The 18,157-nt window shown below is 61.6% G+C and carries 18 protein-coding genes; 15 read left to right on the top strand and 3 right to left on the bottom strand.

Annotated elements, in window-relative coordinates; all coding sequences use genetic code 11:
• Window positions 1-71: 71 nt before the first annotated feature.
• Entirely contained in the window at window positions 72-446 is a 375-nt protein-coding gene (locus PQR67_RS17490) for a hypothetical protein (protein WP_408461601.1), read from the bottom strand.
• Between the two features lie 763 nt (window positions 447-1,209).
• On the opposite strand from PQR67_RS17490, the gene PQR67_RS17485 reads away from it, so the two are divergent.
• The gene (locus PQR67_RS17485) at window positions 1,210-2,205 is read left to right on the top strand and encodes a GlxA family transcriptional regulator (RefSeq protein ID WP_408461599.1); all 996 of its coding nucleotides are present in this window, start codon (window positions 1,210-1,212) and stop codon (window positions 2,203-2,205) included.
• Between the two features lie 54 nt (window positions 2,206-2,259).
• Entirely contained in the window at window positions 2,260-2,811 is a 552-nt protein-coding gene (gene rfbC, locus PQR67_RS17480) for a dTDP-4-dehydrorhamnose 3,5-epimerase (RefSeq protein WP_408461725.1), read from the top strand.
• Between the two features lie 29 nt (window positions 2,812-2,840).
• On the opposite strand, the gene PQR67_RS17475 is transcribed toward rfbC, so the two are convergent.
• Window positions 2,841-3,731 (bottom strand): EamA family transporter, encoded by an 891-nt coding sequence (locus PQR67_RS17475; protein ID WP_408461597.1) that lies wholly within the window; start codon window positions 3,729-3,731, stop codon window positions 2,841-2,843.
• 102 nt (window positions 3,732-3,833) lie between these two features.
• Here PQR67_RS17475 and PQR67_RS17470 point away from each other — a divergent pair, with 102 nt between their 5' ends.
• Both PQR67_RS17470 and PQR67_RS17465 read left to right on the top strand, forming a co-directional pair.
• Entirely contained in the window at window positions 3,834-4,736 is a 903-nt protein-coding gene (locus PQR67_RS17470) for a LysR substrate-binding domain-containing protein (RefSeq protein ID WP_408461595.1), read from the top strand.
• 146 nt (window positions 4,737-4,882) lie between these two features.
• The gene (locus PQR67_RS17465) at window positions 4,883-5,512 is read left to right on the top strand and encodes a GNAT family N-acetyltransferase (RefSeq protein ID WP_408461592.1); all 630 of its coding nucleotides are present in this window, start codon (window positions 4,883-4,885) and stop codon (window positions 5,510-5,512) included.
• Between the two features lie 131 nt (window positions 5,513-5,643).
• Here PQR67_RS17465 and PQR67_RS17460 read toward each other — a convergent pair whose 3' ends face one another.
• Window positions 5,644-5,805: a DUF1328 domain-containing protein gene (locus PQR67_RS17460; RefSeq protein WP_035551387.1), complete on the bottom strand. Its 162-nt coding sequence runs from the start codon at window positions 5,803-5,805 to the stop codon at window positions 5,644-5,646.
• Window positions 5,806-6,009: 204 nt separating this feature from the next.
• Here PQR67_RS17460 and PQR67_RS17455 point away from each other — a divergent pair, with 204 nt between their 5' ends.
• From PQR67_RS17455 to PQR67_RS17405, 11 genes are all read left to right on the top strand, one after another.
• Entirely contained in the window at window positions 6,010-6,972 is a 963-nt protein-coding gene (locus PQR67_RS17455; protein ID WP_408461590.1) for a LysR substrate-binding domain-containing protein, read from the top strand.
• A gap of 900 nt (window positions 6,973-7,872) precedes the next feature.
• Window positions 7,873-9,363 carry a 2-hydroxymuconic semialdehyde dehydrogenase gene (locus PQR67_RS17450; RefSeq protein WP_408461587.1) on the top strand — a complete coding sequence of 497 codons (1,491 nt, stop codon included), beginning with the start codon at window positions 7,873-7,875 and terminating at the stop codon, window positions 9,361-9,363.
• Window positions 9,360-10,181: a 2-keto-4-pentenoate hydratase gene (gene mhpD / locus PQR67_RS17445; protein ID WP_408461584.1), complete on the top strand. Its 822-nt coding sequence runs from the start codon at window positions 9,360-9,362 to the stop codon at window positions 10,179-10,181. Before PQR67_RS17450 ends, mhpD begins: the two co-directional genes overlap by 4 nt.
• An 11-nt stretch (window positions 10,182-10,192) precedes the next feature.
• The gene (locus PQR67_RS17440; protein ID WP_408461581.1) at window positions 10,193-11,137 is read left to right on the top strand and encodes an acetaldehyde dehydrogenase (acetylating); all 945 of its coding nucleotides are present in this window, start codon (window positions 10,193-10,195) and stop codon (window positions 11,135-11,137) included.
• 26 nt (window positions 11,138-11,163) lie between these two features.
• Window positions 11,164-12,207 (top strand): 4-hydroxy-2-oxovalerate aldolase, encoded by a 1,044-nt coding sequence (dmpG, locus tag PQR67_RS17435; RefSeq protein ID WP_408461578.1) that lies wholly within the window; start codon window positions 11,164-11,166, stop codon window positions 12,205-12,207.
• Window positions 12,204-12,977 (top strand): 2-keto-4-pentenoate hydratase, encoded by a 774-nt coding sequence (locus tag PQR67_RS17430; RefSeq protein WP_408461575.1) that lies wholly within the window; start codon window positions 12,204-12,206, stop codon window positions 12,975-12,977. The genes dmpG and PQR67_RS17430 overlap by 4 nt, the downstream gene beginning before the upstream one ends.
• Window positions 12,974-13,405, top strand: coding sequence for a RidA family protein (locus PQR67_RS17425; RefSeq protein WP_201075509.1), 432 nt, complete (start codon window positions 12,974-12,976; stop codon window positions 13,403-13,405). Before PQR67_RS17430 ends, PQR67_RS17425 begins: the two co-directional genes overlap by 4 nt.
• Before the next feature lie 32 nt (window positions 13,406-13,437).
• Complete coding sequence (locus PQR67_RS17420) at window positions 13,438-13,962, top strand: 3-hydroxyanthranilate 3,4-dioxygenase (RefSeq protein WP_408461572.1); 525 nt, start codon at window positions 13,438-13,440, stop codon at window positions 13,960-13,962.
• 15 nt (window positions 13,963-13,977) lie between these two features.
• Window positions 13,978-15,000, top strand: coding sequence for an amidohydrolase family protein (locus PQR67_RS17415; protein WP_408461569.1), 1,023 nt, complete (start codon window positions 13,978-13,980; stop codon window positions 14,998-15,000).
• A gap of 56 nt (window positions 15,001-15,056) precedes the next feature.
• Window positions 15,057-16,286 (top strand): kynureninase, encoded by a 1,230-nt coding sequence (gene kynU / locus PQR67_RS17410; protein WP_408461566.1) that lies wholly within the window; start codon window positions 15,057-15,059, stop codon window positions 16,284-16,286.
• 163 nt (window positions 16,287-16,449) lie between these two features.
• A complete protein-coding gene (locus PQR67_RS17405) occupies window positions 16,450-17,850 on the top strand; it encodes an amino acid permease (RefSeq protein WP_408461564.1) in 1,401 nt (466 codons plus the stop codon).
• The last annotated feature ends 307 nt before the right edge of the window (window positions 17,851-18,157 follow it).

Raw genomic sequence — 18,157 nt, 5'->3', positions numbered from 1 at the left:
TGCAGTGCTGCGCGAAACGCAACAAGGCGCGTGCGTTTCGCGAGTCAACCGGACCAGCCGGCCCAGCCGGTTCAGTTGAGCATGCCGTGCACTTCGAGCGATGCTTCCAGTTGCTGGGTCAATGCGTGATGCAGCCTGGCGAGGCTTTCGGTGGGAAGCGCGAAGCCGGCCCAGCCCAGGCCGGAGTGCCGCAGGAACAGCACGGCGCCGTCATGCAGCGGATGTTTTTCGGTGTGCCAGCACGGATCGATTTCAATCACGTACTGATGGGTGCGCAGCGGTTCTTTCGGTACTTCCGGGCGCATCATGGCGCGCAGCGCGCCGAGGTGTTCGATCACGGCGTCCAGATCGGCTGCTTCGAGCAATACCGCGCGGTCCTCGATGGCGATGCGAACCGCGTTCTGTCCATACTCGTTGACTCTCTCGATGCTCATGGGGCGCGACATGTCTTTGCTCCTTCCTGCTCTCACGGTAGGCAAATTATGGTGCCGCTTCACTTAACCAAGTCTTAAAGAGCACGATCCTGGGATGAAACTTTGTTTAAGGAAGCCGCTGGCACGATTTCCGCCACGGCGCTGAATGGTCTGACGTTTTCACGATTGAGGGGCGAATGACCGGTGTATTCGTCATAGGAAAGGATGGCCGGATGTTTCATTATGGAAACATTTTTAGTCGATTGAAAATGGTGCATGTAAATGCCTGATCCTGATTGTTTCATTAAATGTGCGGTTCGCCACATTGCCACTGCCGATAAATTCCCAATTTGCGAATAAAAGTCCGATTAAATGTTCATTATTTGCGATGTCTGGAGTTCATGTTTGAAACGTTTCTGGATGCGATCGTGATGAATGTCGGCTGCGAATCTCACGATCCGAAATAAATCCGCGCGCTGCGATGAAAGGCTTCAGAGCAAGTCTGTGTAAGGTTTTTCGGCCGCTGGGCAGATGTGCTTCCGGTATCATCCAGTGGTATGCCGGATCGTATGCCGGCACTCATATGAAACGCGAAATAATGGTTTTCTTCATACGTTGCGTTTCTCGATGTAGATTTGTTTTTAAAATTTACTATGACGAGGCATTCCGCTAACATCACGCATAATCCGTTAAACGGCGTTGCCGGCGGTTTTCATCCGCCGTTATTTAAATTCGACTGTACCGGCCGGTCAACGGGCAGCGGGGTCCACAACGTACGACAGTTTGGGGAAAGATCATGCCGCACATGCATCTGGATACTGCGAGGATTACCTGGCTACATACGCCAATGCTGAACGTACGGAGTGCAGCGCGGCGAATCGGCGTGTTGCTGTTCGACGGCTTCTGGCTGCTCGGACCTGGCACGGTGGTCGAGATGTTTCAGACCGCCAACGAACTTTCGGGCTCGCGGGCAGGCGAAGAGCCGCCCTATGAAGTCCAGTTTTTGTCGATGGACGGCGGCAGCGTTGCGAGTTCCTCGTCGGCGCGAATCTGGACTGACCGCATCGACACCCGTTACGGCAGCGGTTTTGACGTGCTGTTCATTGCCGGCGGCTACGGCGCACACGAGGCCGCGCTGGACGAACGGCTGCTGGGCTGGCTGCGTTCGGTGCAAACGCGTACCCGTGCGATCGAAACGATCGGCGAGGGCCATCTCGTGCTGGAAGCCGCAGGTCCGGCGGAGCATGACGGCCAGCAGGTGAACCGCTATCTGGGCAGCGCCACGGCCGATGCCGCGCGCAGCGCCGCCAATGATCGTAACGACTGTGCGCGCAGTGCGCTGATGTTCATCAAGCGCGACCTCGGCGCGGAACTCGCACGCAGCGTCGCCGATCGGGTCATGCCAGGGATGGCCGCTAGCTGGGTGCCGCTGCCGGCCGAAGGCGGCACGCTCAGCGTAGCCGAGAAAATCCGTGCCGCCGCGCGCTGGATGGAGGCGAATTGCGATCGTCCAGTGTCGGTTGCCGACGCCGCGCAAGTGGCGGCGATGAGCGAGCGCAATTTCCTGCGGCGCTTCAAGCATGAAATGCAGGTCACGCCTTCTGACTATCTGCTGCAGGTGCGCCTGCGGATTGCCTGCAACTTCCTGACCGAAACTGAACTGCCGGTCGACAAGATCGCGCGCCGCAGCGGCACCGGCAACGGCGATCGCCTCGCGAAGATATTCCGCAAGCGCATGGCGTTGTCGCCTACCGAATATCGCGCGCGCAGCCGGGTCGCGACTGAGGCGTGAGCGTCGGCGGTCGCGTTTTTTCGGGGCAGGCTTCTTGCGAGCACAGTGGCCATGATGGGCAACAAGGCAATGGCGACGGTGCTGCCGGAGGTTAGGCTCATCGAGCCCGAGGTGTTCTGCGACGAATTCGGGTTCTGCTTCGAGAGCTTCAGTGCCGATGAGTTTACCGGCGACATCGCGCAAGGCTTCAACTTCGTGCAAGACCGCCATTTGCGCGCGGTGCGTGGTGTGTTGCGCGGACTGCATTACCAGGTGCAACGTCCGCAGGGCCGGCTCGTTCGGGTGGTGGTGGGGGAAGTGTTCGACGTCGCCGTGGACTTGCGGCTCAATTCGCCGAACTTCGGCAAGTGGAGCGGTGCCCGTCTGAGCGCGGACAACTATCGGCAGGTGTGGGTGCCGCCGGGCTTCGCGCACGGTTTCGTCGTGCTGTCCGACGTTGCCGAATGCCTGTGGAAGACCACGGAATACTGGTTCCCCGAACTCGAGCGCTGCATCTTGTGGAACGATCCGGATATCGGCATCGAGTGGCCGATCGAAATCGAGCCGATCCTCGGCGCGAAGGACGCCGCGGGCCGGCATCTTTACGAAGCCGAAAATTTCGCCTGAGCGCTGCGCATGCGGCGGTCCAGCGCCGTTCAGCGCGTGGCCACCACGGCGCCCACGCTCGCGGCGACCACCAGAAGCGTGCCTGCTATCTGCACGCCCCCCATCGGCTGATGCAGCACCACGAATCCGGCCAGCGCGCCGATCGCGGGCTCGACACTCATCAGGATTCCAAACGATGAGGCCGGCATGTGCCGCAACGCCACCATTTCCAGAGCGTAGGGTAGCAACGGAACCAGCAGCGCGAGACCTGCGGTAGCGGCGATCTGCCCCGCGGCGATGTGCATGCCGGTTTGCGCGAAGCCGAATGGCGTGGCGACCAGCGCCGCTGCGATCAGCGAAACCGATAATCCTTCGAGTCCGGCGAACAGGGCGCCGGTCTTTTTCATCAGCACGATGTAGCTGCCCCAGCCGACTGCGGCCCCCAACGCGAGCAGCACGCCGAGCGGTTCACCGATCCAGCCCGCCCGATCGCGCGAGAGCAGCAGCACACCGGCAATCGCCAATACGGGCCACAGTAATGCGCGCGCGCGGCGCACCGCAAGCGTCGCGACGGCGAGCGGCCCGAGAAAATCGATCGCGACGGCGAGACCCAGCGGAATGCGCTGAAGAGCCGCGAAAAAACATAGCGTCATGCCGGCCATTGCCGCCCCCAGCGCACCTGCGGCGAGCCAGTGCGAGCGCGAGTAGGTAAACAGCCGTGGGCGCACCAGCAACGCAAGCACGACGGCCGCCCAGCACAGACGCAACCACGTGGTGCTGAGCGAGCCGTACGTTGCCATCGTCGGTGCGGAGAGCGCCGCGCCGAACTGCACGCTCGACATCGACAGCACGCACAGGAGCGCGGCACCGGCTGCGGCGCTGGCGGGCTTCACTGGCATTGGCGCGGGATTCAGCGCCGGTTTGATGGTGGTGTCCTGCATGGGGGCCTCGTTGCCGCTCTTCGGAATCATTGGACGCTATCTTATCGGGGTAAGCGGTATTAAGATAAGTTGATATTTCTTATGACCACTTCAAGAAACGTGATGACCCGAGATCTCGACAGTAGTCTTCTGCGGGCGTTCGTTACCGTGGCGGAGACCGGCGCCGTGGGTGTGGCGGCGGCACGCCTTGCGCGTACCCAGGCGGCGGTGAGCATGCAATTGCGCAGGCTCGAAGAAGAACTCGGGCAGCGCTTGCTCGACCGCTCGCCGCGTGGCGTGCAACTGACCGAAGCGGGGCACCTGCTGCTGCCGTTCGCGCATACGATCCTCGGCGCGGGCGCCGATGCGCGGCGGGCCTTGAGCGCGGGGCAGGTCTCCGGCACGGTGCGACTCGGCATGCTGGAGGACATCGCGGTCGGCCGGCTGCCGCGCGCGCTGCGGCGCTTTTCGATCGCTTATCCGCAGGTCGCGCTGGAGATCGTCGTCGATACCAGTTCGGCGTTGTCGAAGCGGCTTGCGGACGGTGGCCTCGACGTAGTCGTGGGGGACCCCGCACTAGTCGACGCGGTGCCGCTCCTGACCTGGACGCAGCCGCTCTTCTGGGTCGGCGCGCGCGGGTTCAGCCGCGATGCTGACACGGCGTTGCCGGTGGTGACGTTCGGTGGCGCGTGTCTTTGGCAGCAACAGGTGTTGGCGGCGCTGCGGCGCGCGGGCATTGCGTGGCGCATCGTCTGCACCAGCACGAGCTTGCCGGCGGTGCAGTCGGCCGTGGAAGCCGGGCTCGGTGTGTCGGTGCTGCTCGACGGCAATATCCGTTCGGAGTCGATGCGCGTGCTCGGCCAGGCCGACGGGTTACCCGATGCGCCCACCGCCGATTTCGGGCTTTTCATGCGCCCCGTGCCGGGCGCCCAGGCGGCCGCCGTGGAGACCTTGCAGACGTTCCTTTGCGAGGAATTGCATCTCGGCTTGCGGGAAAACGAGCCATGCGTCGTATCGGCGGGGTAGTGCGTGGGTAACGTGTGGGTAACGCGGCGGCCCCCGCGCATGCATGCGCGCATCACATCCCATGTGAGTTTTTACGACATTTTTGCTTGAGACGCCTGGTCGCCAAACCTACACTTCGTGCATCTTGATAGCGCGAGGTGTTCAACGTGAAGCAACGTGCAACGACGCAGCAATCTGTCCGTATCGACTACGTGTATCACGGCGTGGGCCGTGTCGAACTGCGCCGCTTCGATCCGTCGCGCGATTCATACGTCGCGTTGACCGCGCTGCTGCATCGGGCTTTCGCCCGGCTCGGCGAGATGGGTTTGAATTGCACGTGCGTGGATCAAACGGTGGAGACGACACATTCACGCGCGACGCGCGGCGATTGCTACGTGGCGGTCTGCGAGGGGCGCATTGTCGGCACGATGACATTGCATGCACCGGATCATGACTCGCCGTGCGATCTATACCGCCGTGACGATATAGCCAGCTTGCGCCAGTTCGGCGTGGAGCCTGTCTGGCAGGCGCGCGGCATCGGCACCCTGTTGATCGCTTTCGCCGACCATTGGGCCGCGACGCGTGGTTATGCGGAACTCGCGCTCGATACGCCGCAACCGGCTGCGCATCTGATTGCGTTTTATCGAGGGCAGGGGTTTCGCATCGCCGATTTCGTGCACTTCGACGGCAAGCAGTACGACAGCGCGATCTTGAGCAAGCCGCCGGTGGCCACGCGCACACTCGCGAACTGGTCGCATCGGTTGACTGTGCCGGCAAGGGTTGCGCGCGCGGCGTGAGGTGACGGCGCGGCGGTCAAACCCCCGGAGCGGGCAGCAACTATTGCAATACCGTGCGGCAAGTATTGCAACACGCTGCGAATCCTCGCGCCGGGGCGGGTGTTTCTTCGTTTGCCTGACTGACTTGATGGTCAGCGTCGCATCACGCCCATCAGCAAGGTGACGAGGAAAATCACCACGAAGATGAAGAACAGGACCTTGGCGATTTCCGTTGCGCCTGCGGCGATGCCGCCGAAGCCGAATACCGCGGCGATGATCGCAATGATGAAGAAGATTACAGCGTATCGAAGCATGGGGCCTCCCACCGATGGATTGCTGGATCGAAGTTGAAAACGGCCGCTCGTTGTGGGCACAGCGTGCTTTGACGGGTCTACGCCGGCGAGCGATATACAGCAATAGGCGTGCCCAGGGCGGGGTGAGCAGGGGCTGCCCCCTAATCGGCCAGTTGATTCCGTGCTGTTACCATCGCGGATCATCGATTCCCGGCCACCCTTGCGATGCAACACAATCCGCTCAGCGAGATCTCCCTGATCCGCAAGCTCAAGCTCAATCAGCTGATGATCTTCGAACGCGTGCTGGAGACGCGTTCCGTCGTGCGTGCGGCCAACGAGATGCGCCTGACGCAGCCGGCCGTCACCAAGGTCATCCACGAACTCGAATCCTGCTTCGACGGCGCGCTGTTTGCGCGCTCGAATCGCGGTGTCGTGCCGACGGAGCTGGGTTTGCTGCTTGGCCGGCGGGTCAAGTCGCTGATGGCGGAGTTGCGCTATATGACCGACGAGCTCAACGACTTCCGGCTCGGCACAAGCGGCCATGTGATTGTCGGCACGCTGATCTCGGCATCGGCGCGGCTGTTGCCTGCTGCGATCGCCATGTTGAAGGCGCGTACGCCGAATGTTCTGGTGACGGTGCGCGAGGGCACGACGGCGCATCTGTTTCCGGCGCTGGCGACGGGGGACCTCGATATTGTCGTTGGGCGCTTGCCTGAGCGCGAGTTGCCGATTGCGAGTGCTTTTCCGTTGACGCACGAGGCGTTGTTCGACGAGTCGTTGTGTGTGGTGGTGGGCAAAGGCTATGGACCGGCGCCGGCCGGCGTGACGCATCTGTCTGACCTGGTCGGCTCGCCGTGGATTCTGCCGACGCCTGATTCACCGGCGCGGTTGTCCGCGGAACATCTCTTTCGGGCGGCCGGGTTACCGTTGCCCACGGATATTGTGGAGTCGTTGTCGTTGTTGACGAATATTGGATTGCTGCTCGATACGCCGAGGATCGCGTTGATGCCGCGAGTCGCGGCGCGGCAGTTTGAGGATGCGGGGTTGGTGCGGATTCTGGATTTGCCTGAGAGTGGGGCGTTTGGGACGGTTGGGTTTTCTGTGCGGTCGCACAAGGAACTTAGTGCGGCTTGTCTGGCTTTTGTGGAGTGTTTACGGGAGGTGGTTGCGGGGGCTGATAGAGGGTGATTTTTGGGTTTTTTTGCCTGTGCGGCGCTTGTCTGTGTACTTGTGGCTTTGGCCTTTCCTTGATTTCTTATCGGTCTATTAGCGTTCCCCCTGTGCGGGGGGGCACCTACTTTTCTTTGCCTGCCGCAAAGAAAAGTAGGCAAAAGAAAGCGGCTCACACCGCCAGCTTATAAGCGGGTCCCCCGCGCAGCCACGGTAGTGGTGCATCTGGAATCCGTGTTCTCGCACACTCCGCTCTAGTGACAAGGCCGTCATACTTCCGGCGGCGCTGCGCGCACCGACGCCCATTTCGCAAACCCCCCGCTGCCCATTCGCGCTCACGCCGCATTCAGCATTTTGCCGAGGCGAAGCCAATGGTCCCCACCGAACTCAAACGAAGCCTCTGGTTTCCCATGCAGACCCGTCCGCGACGCACGCAGTGCGGAGTGGGAGCCGATGAGTGCTTTGTCACTAACGCGGAGTGTGCGGGGGCACGGATTCCAGATGCACCACTGCCCCCTCCAAGCCAGGGGACCCACTTAAGAATTAGCGGTGTGAGCCGCTTTCTTTTGCCTACTTTTCTTTGCGGCAGGCAAAGAAAAGTAGGTGCCCCCCCGCACAGGGGGAACGCCAATAAACCAATATCAATTCAAGGAGAGGCCAAAGAAGCCAGAGCAAGAAAAGGCCAAAGAAGCCAGAGCAAGAAAAGGCCAAAGAAGCCAGAGCAAGAAAAGGCCAAAGAATCCAGAGCAAGAAAAGGCCAACACCAAAAGCAAACACCCAAAGCGCCGCGCAGGCAAAACCCCCACCACCTCCCTCTGGTATTCCCCTTTAGCATACCCACCACCCAATCTTTGATTACCGCCCCAGCAAGCCCCCCCTTTAGACTCCTGCAAACACCTCAATCGAGCAGGAGACGTTGTGACTCTCACCCCGGCCGCCGCGCAGCGCGCTCAACCCTTGCTTCGCCATTACATCAACGGCGAATTCATCGCGACCGCGAACACTTTCCCTAATATCAGCCCGGTCGACGGCCGCGAACTCGCGCAAGTCTGCGAAGCCGACGCCGCCACCGTCGATGCCGCCGTCCGCGCCGCCGCCGCCGCTCAACGCGCCGGCTGGCGCAACACCAAACCGGCGGAGCGGGCGGACTGGCTGCATAAAATCGCCAACGGCATCGAAGCCCGCTTCGACGATTTTGTCGCGGCAGAAGTGGCCGATACCGGCCGCCCCCTCGAACAGGCCCGCAAGCTCGATATCGCCCGCGGCATCGCAAACTTCCGCACCTTCGCGGATCTCATCCGTACCGCGAACAGCGAATTCTTCGAAACCCATGCAGCCGACGGCAGCGAACTGATCAACTACGTCACGCGCAAACCGCTCGGCGTAGTGGGCATCATCTCGCCCTGGAACCTGCCGCTGCTACTGTTTACGTGGAAAGTCGCACCGGCCCTCGCCATGGGCAACTGCGTCGTCGCCAAGCCCTCGGAAGAAACACCCAGCTCGGCCACGCTGCTCGCGGAAGTCATGCACGACATCGGCCTGCCGCCAGGTGTGTTCAACCTGATTCACGGTCATGGGCCGAACGCGGCCGGCGAGTTCCTGACGCGTCATCCAGACATCAGCGCGATCACGTTCACCGGCGAATCGCGGACCGGCAGCACGATCATGAAGACCGTGGCCGACGGCGTGAAAGAAATCTCGTTCGAACTCGGCGGCAAGAACGCCGCGGTGGTGTTCGCCGATGCGGACTTCGACGCGGCGCTCGCCGGGGTGCTGAAGTCGAGCTTCACGAATGCGGGCCAGGTCTGCCTGTGCAGCGAGCGCGTGTACGTGGAGCGGCCGATCTTCGAGCGCTTCGTCGCGGCATTGAAAGAGAAAACCGAGGCGCTGCAAGTTGGCGCGCCCGACGACCCCGCCACCACGATGGGTCCGCTGATCTCGCGTGGTCATCGTGAGAAGGTGCTGTCGTATTTCCGCCTGGCAGTCGAAGAGGGCGCAACGGTCGTGACCGGTGGCAATGTTCCGCAATTCGGCGATGCGCGCGATCAGGGGGCCTTCGTGATGCCGACCATCTGGACCGGTCTGTCCGATACGGCACGCTGCGTCAAGGAAGAAATCTTCGGACCCGTATGCCACATCGCGCCGTTCGACAGCGAAGACGAAGTGATCGACCGCGTGAACGACAGTGCCTACGGCCTCGCCGCGAGCATCTGGACGACGCAACTCTCGCGTGGTCATCGCGTGGCTCGGCAGATCGAAACCGGCATCGTCTGGGTCAACGCGTGGTTCGTGCGCGATCTGCGCACACCGTTTGGCGGCACGAAGCTCTCGGGAATCGGTCGTGAAGGCGGGCGTCATTCACTCGATTTCTATTCGGAACTGACCAACGTTTGCGTGAGGATCGCATGAGCGAGATTGACCTGAACGCCGCGCAACAGATCGCTGACGCACTCTGGCAGGCGCAGCAAAACGGCATACCGGTTGCGCCGGTACGCACCGCCATCGCGGAGCTCGGCGGCAATGCGCTCGAAGCCGCTTACGCCGTGCAGCGTTTGAATACCGAACGCAAGCTGGCGGCCGGCCGGCGCCTCGTGGGCCGCAAGATCGGCCTGACGTCGAAAGCGGTGCAGGCGCAACTCGGTGTCGATCAACCGGACTTCGGCATGCTGTTCGACGATATGTCGATAGCCGACGGCGAAGAAATCGCCATGTCGCGCACGCAGCAGCCCAAAGTGGAGGCGGAGATCGCGCTGGTGCTCGCACGCGATCTGCCGCACCAACTGAACACGATGGCCGACCTGATCGATGCCACGGCGTATGCGTTGCCCGCCATCGAGATCGTCGGCAGCCGGATTGCCAACTGGGATATCCGTTTGACGGACACCGTGGCCGACAACGCGTCGAGCGGTCTGTTCGTGCTCGGCAACCGCCCCGTCAAGCTCGATGCTTTCGACGCAATCCACTGCGGCATGGTCATGGAGCGGCGCGGCGATCAGGTGAGCGTCGGCGTTGGCGCGGCCTGTCTCGGCAATCCGTTGTATGCCGCCGTGTGGCTCGCCAACACGATGAGCCGCGTCGGCGCGCCGCTGAAAGCGGGCGACATCGTGTTGACCGGTGCGCTCGGACCGATGGTCGGCGTCAGCGCCGGCGATGTCTTCACTGCCCATATCGAAGGACTCGGCTCTGTGAGCGCGAGTTTTGCCCACCACGCGGAATCCGCATCGTGACAGGGAATGCCATGCACGAGAAGCAAGACAAAGAGGCCGTCGCCATCATCGGCTCCGGCAATATCGGCACCGATCTGATGATCAAGGTGTTGCGTAACGCGAAGCACCTCGAAATGGGGGCGATGGTCGGTATCGACCCGGCTTCGGACGGCCTGGCGCGCGCCGAACGGCTCGGCGTGCCCACCACCGCGCACGGGATCGACGGACTCGTGAGCATGCCGAACTTTGGCGACATTCGCATCGCGTTCGACGCGACTTCGGCAGGCGCGCATCATCGCCATGCGGCCGTACTGCGTGAACACGGCGTCACCGTGATCGATCTGACGCCGGCCGCGATCGGGCCGTTCGTGGTGCCGGTGGTGAATCTGTTCGCGCATCTGGATGCACCGAACCTGAACATGGTCACATGCGGCGGTCAGGCGACGATTCCAGTCGTTCATGCGGTATCGCGTGTGGCGCCGGTGCGGTACGCGGAAATCGTCGCGTCGATTGCCAGCCGTTCGGCAGGTCCCGGTACGCGCGCCAATATCGACGAATTCACCGAGACCACGTCGAAGGCGATCGAAACAGTCGGCGGCGCGGCGCGTGGCAAGGCCATCATCGTGCTCAACCCGGCCGAGCCGCCGCTGATGATGCGCGACACGGTCTACTGTCTGACCGAAGAAGACGCCGATATCGATGAAATCGAAAGCTCGATTCACGCAATGGTCGCAGCGGTGGCGAGCTACGTGCCCGGTTATCGTCTGAAGCAGGCGGTGCAGTTCGATCGTTACACGGCGGAGAATCCGCTCGCCTTGCACGCGAACGAGCGCCGCGCGGGCCTGAAGGTGAGCGTGTTCCTTGAAGTGGAGGGCGCCGCGCATTATCTGCCTTCCTACGCGGGGAATCTGGACATCATGACTTCGGCTGCGCTGGCCGCGGCCGAGCAGATCGCGGCGAGCCGCGTGGCGGCGTAAGAGCAACACGCTAAAGGAAACACGCAATGACCGGTAGCAACAAGAAAATCTACGTGTCGGACGTGACGCTGCGCGACGGCATGCATGCGATTCGCCATCAGTATTCGTTGGGCGACGCAGTGGCGATCGCGCAAGCGCTTGATGAAGCCGGCGTCGACAGTATTGAAGTCGCGCACGGCGATGGTCTTTCAGGTTCGAGTTTCAATTACGGCTTCGGCGCGCACACTGATCTCGAGTGGATCGCGGCGGTGGCGGGCACGGTGAAGCGCGCACAAGTAGCGACGCTGCTGCTGCCCGGCATTGGCACCGTCCACGATCTGCGGGCGGCGTACGACGCCGGCGCGCGTATCGTGCGGATTGCCACGCACTGCACCGAGGCGGATATCTCGAAGCAGCACATCGAGTACGCGCGCTCACTCGGCATGGATACCGTCGGCTTCCTGATGATGTCGCATATGACCACGCCCGACGCATTGGCGAAGCAGGCGAAGCTGATGGAAAGCTACGGCGCGCAATGCGTCTACGTGGTCGATTCGGGCGGCGCGTTGAATATGCGCGACGTCGCCGAACGTTTCGACGCCTTCAAGGCGGTGCTCGATCCGGCGACGCAAACGGGCATGCACGCGCACCATAATCTGTCGCTCGGTGTGGCGAATTCCGTGGTCGCGCTCGAACACGGTTGCGACCGCATCGATGCATCGCTGACCGGCATGGGAGCAGGCGCAGGCAACGCGCCGCTCGAAGTGTTCATCGCCGCGGTGGACCGGATGAAACTCAATCACGGTTGCGACGTGAAGAAACTGATCGACGCCGCGGAGGATATCGTGCGTCCGTTGCAGGAGCGGCCGGTACGCGTGGACCGCGAAACGCTGGCGCTCGGTTATGCCGGCGTGTATTCGAGCTTCCTGCGCCACACGGAAGCGGCCGCGGCGAAATACGGGTTGTCGGCCTTCGACATCATGGTCGAGCTCGGCCGCCGCCGCATGGTGGGCGGGCAGGAAGACATGATCGTCGACGTCGCGCTGGACATGCTGAAGGCACGCGAGCTCGCGCAGCAGGAGGCCGCATGATCGACCTCGACGGGCTTGCGCAACGTATCGACGACGCCGCGCGCCACGCGGAACCGGTCGCGCAACTCACCACGTCCACGCCGTTTTCGCTGGACGACGCGTACGCGATTCAGCGCGCGTCGATCGAGCGGCGCATTCATCGTGGTGAAAGCATGGTCGGCGTGAAGCTGGGTTTCACGAGCCGCGCGAAGATGATTCAGATGGGCGTGGATAGCCTGATCTGGGGCTGGCTCACCGACGCGATGCTGGATGAAGACGGCGGCCGGGTTGCACTTGACCGCTTCATTCATCCGCGCGTCGAGCCGGAAGTCTGCTTTCTGACGAGCCGCGAGATCGACCGTCCGCTAACCCTGCTGGAAGCGTCGCGCTATCTGGAAGCGGTTGCGCCGGCGATGGAGATCATCGATTCGCGCTACCGGGATTTCAAGTTCACGCTCGAGGACGTGGTTGCCGATAACTGTTCGTCGGCGGGGCTGGTGATCGGCCCGTGGAGCCAACGTTTCGGTGGCCTGCGCAATGCGGGTGTAACGATGCGAGTCGACGGCCGCGTCGTGCAGGCCGGCTCGACCGCGGCGATTCTCGGCGATCCGTTGCGCTCGATCGTGCAGGCCTCGCGCCTGATCGCGCAGAGCGGGCTGGTTTTGCCGGCCGGCTCGCTGATCATGGCGGGGGCCGCTACCGCCGCTCATCCGCTGCCCGCCGATGCGCACGTGCATTGCGTCGTCAACGGTCTCGGCAGCACCGAATTCACAACCTATCGACTCTCATGACCAACGAACCGACCATTCAGGGGCGCGTGGTGCCCGGCAAAGCCAAACCGCGTGGCCGTTTTCCGCACGTGACGCGGGCCGGCGACTTTCTGTTCGTCTCCGGCACGAGTTCGCGTCGCCCGGACAATACGATTGCGGGCGCCTCTGCCGATGAGCTCGGCACGGTGCAACTCGACATTCGTGAGCAGACGCGCGTGGTGATCGAGAACATTCGCGATATTCTCCAGAGTGAAGGCGCGGACCTGTCGAACCTGGTCGAAATCTCGTCGTTCCTTGTCAATATGAACGATTTTGGCGGTTACAACGCCGTATACGGCGAGTATTTCGACGAAACCGGTCCGACGCGCACGACCGTTGCCGTGCATCAGTTGCCCCATCCGCATCTGCTGATCGAGATGAAGGCGATTGCGTACGCGCCGAAAAAGTAATCACGCATAGAAAACTAACGACAGAGACAGCCATGCTCACGTACGGCAAACCGTTCAATTTCCAGCGCTGGATCGACGATCACGCGCATCTGCTGAAGCCGCCCGTCGGCAATCAGCAGGTGTGGCAGGACAGCGATTTCATCGTCACCGTGGTGGGTGGTCCGAACCACCGTACCGACTACCACGACGATCCGCTCGAGGAATTTTTCTATCAGCTGCGCGGCAACGCGTATCTGCATCTGTGGATCGACGGCAAGCGCGAACGCGTCGATCTTAAGGAAGGGGACGTTTTTCTGCTGCCGCCGCATGTACGTCATTCGCCGCAACGGCCGGAGGCGGGTAGCGTTTGCCTCGTGATCGAGCGGCAACGCCCGCAAGGCATGGTGGACGGCTTCGAATGGTATTGCGATGACTGTGGCCATCTCGTCTACCGCGTCGAGGTGCAACTGAAAAGCATCGTCAGCGATTTGCCGCCGCTTTTCAACGCTTTTTACGCCTCCGAAGAGAAACGCCGTTGCGCGCATTGCGGTCATGTCCACCCCGGCCGCGCCGTCTAAACAAACAGAATCACGATGACACTTCGAATCGACATGCATTCCCACTTCTTCCCGCCGATCGCGCGAGAAGAGGCCGCACGCCTCGACGCGGAACACGCGCCGTGGCTGAAGATCGACGCGGACGGCGAACGCGGCATGATCATGACCGGCGAGAAGAGCTTCCGCCCGGTGTATCGCGCGCTGTGGGATCCCGCCGCACGTATCGCTGAAATGGATGCACTCGGCGTCGACATCCAGTTGATGTGCGCGACACCAGTGATGTTCGGCTATCGCTACGACGCGGCCGCCGCGCACGACTGGGCCGAGCGGATGAACGACCACGCGCTCGAACTTTGCGCGCATGCGCCGCATCGGCTGATGGCGCTGGCGCAAGTGCCGTTGCAGGACATCGACCTCGCGTGCCGTGAGGCAACGCGTGCCCATCGCGCGGGACATCGAGGCGTACAGATCGGCAATCACCTCGGTCCGCGCGATCTCGACGACGAACACCTGGTGACGTTTCTTGCGCACTGCGCGAACGACGACATTCCAGTGCTCGTGCATCCGTGGGACATGATGACCGACGGCCGCATGAAGAAATGGATGCTGCCGTGGCTGGTCGCGATGCCGGCGGAAACGCAATTGAGCATGGTGTCGCTGATTTTGTCGGGCGCATTCGAGAGGATTCCGAAATCGTTGAAGCTGTGCTTCGCGCATGGCGGCGGTAGCTTCGCCTTTTTGCTAGGCCGGGTGCAGAACGCGTGGGAGCAACGCGACATCGTGCGAGAGGATTGTCCGAATCCGCCGCTGTCGTATCTCGAGCGCTTTTACGTGGATAGCGCGGTGTTCGACCAGGGGGCACTGCGCCTGCTGGTCGAGACGATGGGCGAGGACCATGTGCTGCTCGGTTCCGACTACCCGTTCCCGCTCGGCGAGCAGAAGATTGGCGACCTGGTCGCCAATCATCCGCAACTGAGCGACACGGCGAAAGCAAAGATTCTCGGCGCCAATGCACAGCGCTTTTTCGATTTGCCGATGACGGTTGCACACGCCGCTTAAGCGGCAAAGACCGCTGACTTTGCAATAGCAACACGAACACACAGGAAATTAGCCAGATGATCACCCGGGAACACTGCGTCGCGCTCGACGCCGCCGATACGTTGGCTCACTGCCGCGCGCGCTTCGATCTGCCTGCCGATACGATTTACCTCGACGGCAACTCGTTGGGCGCGATGCCCGCCAATGTGCCCGCGCGCATCGAACGGGCCCTGAAACAGGAATGGGCGCACGGTTTGATCCGTTCGTGGAACGACGCCGACTGGTATCCGGCGCCGCAGCGCACCGGCAACAAGATTGCCCAACTGATCGGCGCGGGACAGGACGAAGTGATCGTTGCCGATTCGACTTCGGTGAATCTGTTCAAGGTGCTGATTGCGGCTACGCGCATGCGTCCGGGCCGCAACGTGATCCTCGCCGAGCGCACCAATTTTCCGACTGATGTGTATATCGCTTCGAGCGTCGCCGAAATGACGGGTTGCGAGTTGCGTTGTGTCGATCCGGACGACATCGTCGCGGCGATCGACGATAGCGTGGCGATCGTGTCGCTTACGCACGTCAACTACAAAACCGGTAAGCGCTACGACATGGAAGCCGTGACGCGTCTCGCGCACGAAGCCGGTGCGTTGATCGTATGGGACCTCTGTCACTCGGCGGGTGCGATGCCGGTGAACCTGAACCGTTGCGACGCCGACTTCGCGGTGGGTTGCGGCTACAAGTATCTGAATGGCGGTCCGGGGGCACCGGCTTTCGTGTTCGTCGCGTCGCGCCATATCGAGGCAGTGCGTCAGCCGCTAACGGGTTGGCACGGCCATGCGAAACCGTTCGAGTTCACCCACGACTACGCGGCGCATCCCGGTATCGACCGTATGTTGACCGGCACCGCGCCGCAACTCGGCGTGATCGCGCTGGAGAGTGCGCTGGAAGCATTCGAGGGCGTCGATCTCGACGTGTTGCGCGATAAAAGCGTGGCGCTCGGCAATCTGTTTATCGAGCTGACCGATCAGGAATTGCAGGGCCTCGGTTGCACGCTCGCCACGCCACGCGCTGCCGAGCAACGCGGCAGCCAGGTATCACTGGGTCATGCACAAGGCTACGCGATCATGCAGGCGTTGATCGCACGCAACGTGATCGGCGACTTCCGCGCGCCGGACATTCTGCGCTTCGGTTTTGCGCCGTTGTACGTGCGTTATGTCGATATCTGGGACACCATCGCGCAACTCAAGGACATCATCGCGACCGACGCATGGGACACCGAAGAATTCAAGGCGCGTAAATCGGTGACGTAATGGACGACGCCAGAGAAGGATGTGAGCACATCGATTCGACGGCGAGAATGATCACTCGGTGAACAGACAAGCGCCGCGATTCGAGCAGACCCGGTAACACGACAGCGCGGCACCGGCGGTTGCGTCAATGGACGCAACCGCATTCCAGGAGGAGACAGAAAAAATGACGCAAGAACAGCGAGGCTTCGACACGATTGTCGAACGCGAGAAGGGGTTGCACCGTGGCTTATCGACGGGGCAGTTATCGATGATTGCGATTGGCGGCGCGATCGGCACGGGCCTGTTTCTTGGCAGCGGATTCGCAATCGGCTTTGCCGGCCCGAGCGTGCTGGTGAGTTACGCGATTGGCGCGCTGATCGCGCTGTTGCTGATGGGCTGCCTTGCCGAGATGACCGTGGCGCATCCGACATCGGGGTCGTTCGGCGCGTATGCCGAGCACTACATCGCGCCGTGGGCGGGATTTCTGGTGCGCTATGCGTACTGGTCGTCGATTGTGTTCGCGGTCGGTACTGAGGTAACGGCGATTGCCGTGTACATGAAGTACTGGTTTCCCGCCGTGCCTGGTTGGTACTGGATTGTGGGGTTTTCCGCGGCGCTGATCGGCATCAACTCAGTGAGCGTAAAGGTATTCGGCGCGGTCGAGTATGTGTTCTCCATGTTGAAGATCGTGGCGATTGTCGGTTTTATCCTGTTGGGTGCTTATGTGGTGTTCGGCGCGCCGGCGAACTCGGGGATTGGGTTTGGCAATTACACGTCGCACGGCGGCTTCTTTCCGAAGGGTGTATGGGGCATGTGGGTGGCGGTGATCGTATCGATTTTCAGCTATCTGAGTATCGAGATGATTGCGGTGGCGGCGGGCGAGGCACGCGATCCGCAGAAGGCGATTACGCGGGCATTTCGCGCGACGATGTTCCGGCTGGTGTTCTTTTATTTGCTGACCTTGGCGTTGATGCTGGCGATTGTGCCGTGGAACGCGGCGGGTACGGATGAGAGCCCGTTCGTGAGGGTGATGGCGGCGACGCATGTGCCGGGGGCTGCGGGTGTGATTAATTTTGTGATTCTGGTGGCGGCGTTGTCGGCGATGAATAGCCAGCTCTATATCACGACGCGGATGATGTTCAGTTTATCGCGGGCCGGTTATGCGCCGCGGCGGCTTGGGGCTTTGAGTGGCAAGGGGGTGCCGGTTGCGGCGCTTTGGCTTTCGACGATTGGGATTGCGTTGGCGACGGTGCTGAATGTGGTTTATCCGGATGCTTCGTTTGTGTTGATGATGTCGGTGTCCATGTTTGGTGCCATGTTCACCTGGTTGATGATTTTTGTTACGCACTTCTTTTTTCGCCATCGGCATAAGGGTGTGCCGCTGGCGTTCAGGATGTGGGGGTTTCCGGTTACTTCGCTGCTTGGCGCAGGGCTGATGGTGAGTGCGCTTGTTACTACCTGGTTTACTCGCGAGTTTCGGATGACTTTGGTGATTGGGGTGCCGTTTGTTGTTGTGTTGTTGGTGGTTTATTTTGTTTGGTATCGGGGGAAGGTTGGGGCGGAGGCCCGGGCCGAATTGGTGTAGGCGGGGGTTTTTGCCTTCGCGGCGCTTGGTTGTATGCCTGCGGCGTTGGCCTTTCCTTGATCTGGATTCTTTGGCCTCTCCTTGAATTGATATTGGTTTATTAGCGTTCCCCCTGTGCGGGGGGGCACCTACTTTTCTTTGCCTGCCGCAAAGAAAAGTAGGCAAAAGAAAGCGGCTCACACCGCTAACTCTTAAGTGGGCCCCCTGGCTTGGAGGGGGTAGTGGTGCATCTGGAATCGGTGTTCTCGCACATTCGGCGTGAGTGACAAGGCACTCATACTTCCGGCGGCGCTACGCGCGCCGAAGC

Source organism: Paraburkholderia fungorum, from assembly GCF_046026025.1.
In the GTDB taxonomy this organism is placed as follows: Bacteria; Pseudomonadota; Gammaproteobacteria; order Burkholderiales; family Burkholderiaceae; genus Paraburkholderia; species Paraburkholderia fungorum_E.
Note: the sequence above shows the minus strand (reverse complement) of the source record. Positions and strands in the feature narration are given on the sequence as shown.